At 62.4% G+C, this 6095-nt stretch carries 5 protein-coding genes; 4 read left to right on the top strand and 1 reads right to left on the bottom strand.

Features of this window, described 5'->3' with window-relative positions:
* Positions 1-387: 387 nt before the first annotated feature.
* Entirely contained in the window at positions 388-1440 is a 1053-nt protein-coding gene (trpD, locus tag ACIPVK_RS21450; RefSeq protein WP_407614011.1) for an anthranilate phosphoribosyltransferase, read from the bottom strand.
* Positions 1441-1586: 146 nt separating this feature from the next.
* Between trpD and ACIPVK_RS21445 the strand changes: the two genes are divergently transcribed.
* From ACIPVK_RS21445 to ACIPVK_RS21430, 4 genes are all read left to right on the top strand, one after another.
* Positions 1587-2225, top strand: coding sequence for a heme-copper oxidase subunit III (locus ACIPVK_RS21445; RefSeq protein ID WP_407614010.1), 639 nt, complete (start codon positions 1587-1589; stop codon positions 2223-2225).
* Between the two features lie 67 nt (positions 2226-2292).
* Positions 2293-3081 carry a c-type cytochrome gene (locus tag ACIPVK_RS21440; RefSeq protein ID WP_407614009.1) on the top strand — a complete coding sequence of 263 codons (789 nt, stop codon included), beginning with the start codon at positions 2293-2295 and terminating at the stop codon, positions 3079-3081.
* A 69-nt stretch (positions 3082-3150) separates the two neighbouring features.
* Positions 3151-4194: a Rieske 2Fe-2S domain-containing protein gene (locus ACIPVK_RS21435; RefSeq protein WP_407614012.1), complete on the top strand. Its 1044-nt coding sequence runs from the start codon at positions 3151-3153 to the stop codon at positions 4192-4194.
* Positions 4195-4197: 3 nt separating this feature from the next.
* Positions 4198-5874, top strand: coding sequence for a cytochrome bc complex cytochrome b subunit (locus tag ACIPVK_RS21430; RefSeq protein ID WP_407614008.1), 1677 nt, complete (start codon positions 4198-4200; stop codon positions 5872-5874).
* Positions 5875-6095 lie beyond the last annotated feature (221 nt).

The raw sequence follows: 6095 nt of genomic DNA, 5'->3' as shown, positions 1-6095 counted from the left end.
GGCGGGTGTGCCGCGACCCCGAGAGGGGAACGCGGCGCACCCGCCACGGCACTTTAACCGGCCACCACTCCCCCACCGGCGGGGTCCTCGATCCGCGTGAGCCGCACCGCGCGGAACCGGCACCGGAGCCGGACGCCACGCGTGCCTGAAAAAATTTCCCCTTGGCTCGCTTTGTTACGCGTCCTCCGGCTGCCACCGAGCCGCAGTGGCGTCCTCGACGCCCACATCCCCAAAAACCACACGACGCCCACCAGCGTCCGTAAAAGGCGATCCCGAACGCAGACCGGCAAATCGGGCGCGCGGCCCCAGAAACGGCTCTGGCGCGTCTCCCGTCCGCAAAGGAGGGGAGACGCGCCAGCCGGCGTGCAAATTCGCACGCACAAGAAACTAGGCGGTCGCCTGGATCCACTTCTCCAGGACCAGGCGTGCGGCGCCGGAATCGATCGACTCCGCCGCCCGCTTGACGGCCTTTTCCAACCGGTCCCGCACCGAGCCGGAAGCGTCCTGGTCGAAGGCGACCAGGCCGGCCGCGGCATTGAGCAGCACCGCATCGCGGACCGGGCCCTGGGCACCGTCAAGCACGTCGCGGACCACCTGCGCGTTGTGCTGCGCGTCTCCCCCACGCAGGTCATCCAGCGTCACCCGGGCCATGCCAAGGTCGCGCGCGTCGAAGCGCGACTCGGTGACCTTTCCGTCGCGAACTTCCCAGACCCTGTTGTCGGCGGTCGTGGTCAGTTCATCCAGGCCGTCATCGCCGCGGAAGACCAGCGCACGGACACCCCGGGCGGCGAGCACGCCCGCCATCAGCGGAGCCATGGCCAGGTCGGCGCAACCGATGGCCGAGGCGGTGGGCTCCGAGGGGTTGGTTAGGGGCCCCATGAAGTTGAATGCCGTCGGCACCCCCAGCTCGCGCCGTGGCACGGCGGCGTTGCGCATGGAGGGATGGAAGATGTTGGCGAAGCAGAAGGTGATGTTCGCCGTGTCCAGGACGTCATGCAGCTTTTCGACGGGAACGTCGAGCCGCACGCCCAGGGCCTCGAGCACGTCGGCGGAACCCGAGGACGAGGACGACGCACGGTTCCCGTGCTTCACGATCCGCGCCCCTGCCCCGGCGCACACCAGGGAGGACATCGTGGAAATGTTCACGGTGTTCTGTCGGTCACCCCCGGTGCCCACGATGTCCAGGTGTTCGCCCTCGACCTCCAATGGCCTCGCGTTCGCGATCATCGCCTCCACCAGGCCGGTGAGTTCGTCAACTGTCTCGCCCTTGGACCTGAGCGCAACAAGGAAACCGGCCACCTGCGCATCGCTGGCATTTCCCGTCATCACCTCGCCCATGGCCCAATACGCTTGGTCCCTGTCGAGATCGCCGCCGGCGATCAGCGCAGAGAGAATTGATGGCCATGTGGGGAACTTTGGGTTCGTTCGAATCGTTGACACGCCACTAGGTTATCTACGAATCGTAGAAAGTCTGAAATGTTAATCCCGCGTGTTTCCGCGGCTGTAGGCGTGAAGCGGTGAAATTTCCCGCCACGCGGGGCCCAATGCATTGGTGTCAGAGGTACTTTTATAGACATAATGGCTCTGTGACAACTGCGACTCATGCCCTAATTGCCCCGGCGCATCCTGCGCCGAACCGTCCCAACATGGTGTCGGTAGGAACTGTCGTCTGGCTTGCCAGCGAGCTGATGTTCTTTGCCGCGCTTTTCGCCATGTACTTCACGCTCCGCGCTTCATCGCCGGAGATGTGGGCGACCGAAACCGAGAAACTCAACGTTCCGTTCGCACTTATCAACACGATCATCCTGGTCTCGAGCTCATTCTCCTGCCAGTTGGGTGTCTTCCGTGCCGAGGATCTTAAGCCTCGCCGTACCGGCGGACTGTTCAACTTGAAGGAATGGGGAATGGTGGAATGGTTCGTCCTGACCTTCATCCTCGGTGCCATCTTCGTTTCCGTGCAGGCCTACGAGTACACCGAACTGGTTGCTCACGGCATTGCCATGAATTCCAACGCCTACGGTTCCGTCTTCTACATGACCACCGGCTTCCACGGCTTGCACGTGGCTGGCGGCCTCATCGCCTTCCTGCTGATCATCGGACGTGCACTCATTGCACGTAAGTTCGGTCACTACGAAGCAACCGGTGCGATCGTTGTGTCTTACTACTGGCACTTCGTCGACGTCGTGTGGATCGCCCTGTTCGCGATCATCTACTTCCTGAAGTAGCGCAACCAACCTTGTTGCCTACTTTCGGCAACTTCCCCGTTCTAAGAAATAAGTGAGGAACCAGCAAGTGAAGGCTCTTTCGCAAAGGCGCCGCCATCCACTCGCCGCCGTCGCACTGCTGTTGATGGGCCTGCTCATCACTGGAGGCCTGTACCTGGCCGCCGGCAGCGTCAACGAGGCCAAGGCGGCCACAGGATATAGCGCAAGTGACATCGAGGAGGGCAACAAGCTCTTCGTCGCCAACTGCGCTACCTGCCACGGTTTGAATGCAGAAGGATCGGCCGACGGTCCTTCGCTGATTGGCGTAGGCGCCGCTGCAGTCGACTTCCAGGTCGGAACCGGCCGTATGCCGATGCAGATGCAGGGGCCCCAGGCTCAGGCCAAGCCGGTACAGTTCGATGACGCCCAGATCTCCCAGCTCTCCGCATTCGTGGCCAGCCTGGGTGCAGGACCGGCAATCCCGTCCGAAGACGTGCTTGATACATCCCATGGCAACTCTGCCGCAGGCGGTACGGTATTCCGCGTGAACTGCGCAATGTGTCACAACGCTGCCGCTGCCGGCGGCGCACTAACGCGCGGCAAGTTTGCCCCGGCCCTCGCCGGTGTATCCGAGAAGCACATCTACGAAGCCATGGTTACCGGCCCGCAGAACATGCCCGTCTTCAACGACTCGAACATCACCCCCGAAGAGAAGCGTGACGTGATCACCTTCCTGAAGGAAGTTGAAGCCCAGGGTTCCCCGGGCGGCGCCAAGCTCGGCTCGCTGGGTCCGGTCGCTGAAGGTCTCTTCATCTGGACCGCTGGTTTGGGCATCATCATCGCCTTCACCATCTGGCTCACCTCGCGTCCTTCCTAGGTCGCTGGCGGCTCGTGCCGCCAACATCACTACGTACTAATGAATCTTGAGAAAAGGATGAGAGACAACATGGGCGACCATAGTCACGGCAGTCCGGACGACTCGGGCACCGTTGCTAAGGCTGGCACGGGAACCCTGGAGAAATTCCAGGATCCCGGCCTTCCGCCGCATCGGAAGCGCTTGGCAGATACCGACCCGCATGCAGAGAAGCGAGCAGAGCGTCAGGTAGCGCTGCTGTTTATCATCTCCATCATCGGAACGCTGTCGTTCTTTATTGCTTACTTCGTTCTCGGACGTCCGGAAAACATCTCGGAAATCCGTGTACAGAACGCGATGCTCGGCCTTGGCACCACTTTTGCCATGCTCGGCATCGGTATCGGCATCGTTCACTGGGCAAAGACCCTGATGCCGGACCACGAAATCTCGGAAATGCGCCATGAGATCACCACCGAGGCTGATCGCAAGGACGCCGAGGAAATCATCAACCAGGTGATCGAAGAGACCGGCATCAAGCGCCGTCCGCTGATTCGCAACACCCTCATCGGTGCCATTGCCTTGGCCCCGATCCCGGCCATCTTCATGTTCCGCGACCTTGACCGCTCCGGCAAGAACGCCGGAGAAATGGTCGAACAGCTGCGTCACACGATGTGGGACAAGGATGTCCGCCTCACCCGCGATCCGTCCGGCACCCCCATCAAGGCTTCGGATGTCCAGATCGGTTCGGCGTTCCACGTCATTCCCGAGGGACTGGAAGAGGCAGAGGACGTTCTCAACGAGAAGGCCAAGGCCGTCGTTCTGTTGATGCGCCTGGATCCGTCGAAGATGCAGGTCTCCGCGGGACGCGAGGACTGGCACGTGGATGGCATCGTCGCATACTCGAAGATCTGCACCCACGTCGGTTGCCCCGTTGCACTGTACGAGCAGCAGACGCACCACTTGCTGTGCCCGTGCCACCAGTCGACCTTTGACCTCACGCAGGAATGCAAGGTCATCTTCGGCCCGGCCGGTCGCCCGCTGCCGCAGCTGCCAATCACGGTTGACTCCAATGGCTTCCTGGTCGCCCAGAGCGACTTCCACGAGCCTGTTGGACCGAGCTACTGGGAGCGTGGCTAATCCATGAGCACCACAACTGAGTACACTCCGAAGACCACGACCGGCCGTATCACCAACTTCGTCGACCAGCGCGTCGGCGGATCGGTCATCGTCAAGGAATTCGGCCGCAAGATCTTCCCGGACCACTGGTCCTTCATGTTCGGCGAAGTGGCACTGTACACCTTCGTCCTGCTGCTGATCTCCGGTACGTTCCTGACGTTCTTCTTCGATCCGTCGATGGCACACGTCATTTACAACGGTTCGTACAACCCGCTCAAGGGCATCGGCATGTCCGCCGCCTACTCGACGTCGTTGGATATCTCCTTCGACGTGCGTGGCGGTCTGTTCATGCGCCAGGTCCACCACTGGTCCGCAATCCTCTTCGTCGCAGCCGTGTCGGTGCACATGCTCCGCGTGTTCTTCACCGGCGCATTCCGCAAGCCGCGCGAACTGAACTGGGTTGTCGGCGGCGTGCTGCTGATCCTGGCCATGGCTGCCGGCTTCACCGGCTACTCGCTTCCCGATGACCTGCTCTCCGGCAACGGCCTGCGCATCATCGACGGCGTCATCAAGTCGATCCCGCTCGTGGGTACCTACATTTCGCTGTTCCTCTTCGGTGGCGAATTCCCGGGCACGGTAATCATCCCGCGCCTGTACTCGCTGCACATCATGATTGTTCCGGCGCTCCTGCTGCTCATGGTTGGCTTGCACCTGTTCATGGTCGTTGTGCACAAGCACACGCAGTACCCCGGCCCGGGACGCACCAATGACAACGTCGTTGGCTTCCCGGTCGGTCCGGTCTACGCGGCCAAGGCCGGCGGCTTCTTCTTCATCGTCTTCGGCATCGTGGCGGCAATCTCCGGACTGCTGACCATCAACCCGATCTGGAACTACGGACCGTACGACCCGTCGCCGGTTTCCGCAGGCACCCAGCCCGACTGGTACATCGGCTTCGTCGATGGCGCTCTGCGCCTGATGCCGGGCGTCTTGGGGAACTTCTCCTTCGAGTGGCTCATCCCGCTCCCGTGGGGCACGAACACCCTGACGCTGAACGTCCTGCTGCCGGCGCTCGTTCCTGCCGGCATCATGTTCACGATCATGTTCACCTGGCCGTGGATCGAAAGCTGGATCACCAAGGACAAGCGCGAACACCACCTGCTGGACCGCCCGCGCAACGCCCCGTTCCGTACGGGCATGGGTGTTGCCGGTGTCGTTTCCTACTGCGTGATGTGGGCCGCGGCCTCCTCCGACTTGATCGCCACCCACTTCCACGTGTCGTTGAACGACGTCACCTACTGGTTGCGCGTGCTGTTCTTCCTCGGCCCCATCGTCGGCTTCATCGTGGCCCGCCGCATCGCATTGTCGCTGCAGCGCAAGGACCGCGAGATCGTCCTGCACGGTCGCGAAACCGGCATCATCGAGATGTCCCCGGAAGGCACCTTCTCGGAGCGCCACGAGGGCCTGGATGCCTACAAGCTGCACACGCTGGTCAACTACGAGGACCGCAAGGTCATCCCCGCCCAGCCGAACGCAGCCGGCCACATCAGCCGCAGCGAAAAGCGTCGCGGTGCCCTGTCCAAGTTCTTCTTCGAGGATCGCGTGGCCCCGGTTACGCCTTCCGAGTTGGCAGCACTGCAGGCCGAGCACGGACACGGTCCGGCAGAAATCGAAGGCTCCACCACGGAATCGATCGAAAAGTAGTACCTGCCAGGAATCCATCCTGACTGCGGGGGGGCCCCCCCAGGGGGGGGCCCCCCCGGGTTTTAACCCGGTTTGGCCACCCCCCCCCCGCCGCCCCCCCGCGGCCCCCCTCCCACCACCCACAAAGGACCGAACATGATCTCGCACCGCACCACCCGTTTCCTGGCCGCCGGCATGATCCTTGCCCTTGCCGCCACCGGTTGCACCACCGTGTCCCAGGC

This window comes from Paeniglutamicibacter sp. MACA_103 (assembly GCF_045798555.1).
GTDB lineage: Bacteria > Actinomycetota > Actinomycetes > Actinomycetales > Micrococcaceae > Paeniglutamicibacter.
The sequence above is the reverse complement of the archived record's forward strand: the minus strand, read 5'-3'. Positions and strand labels throughout refer to the sequence as shown.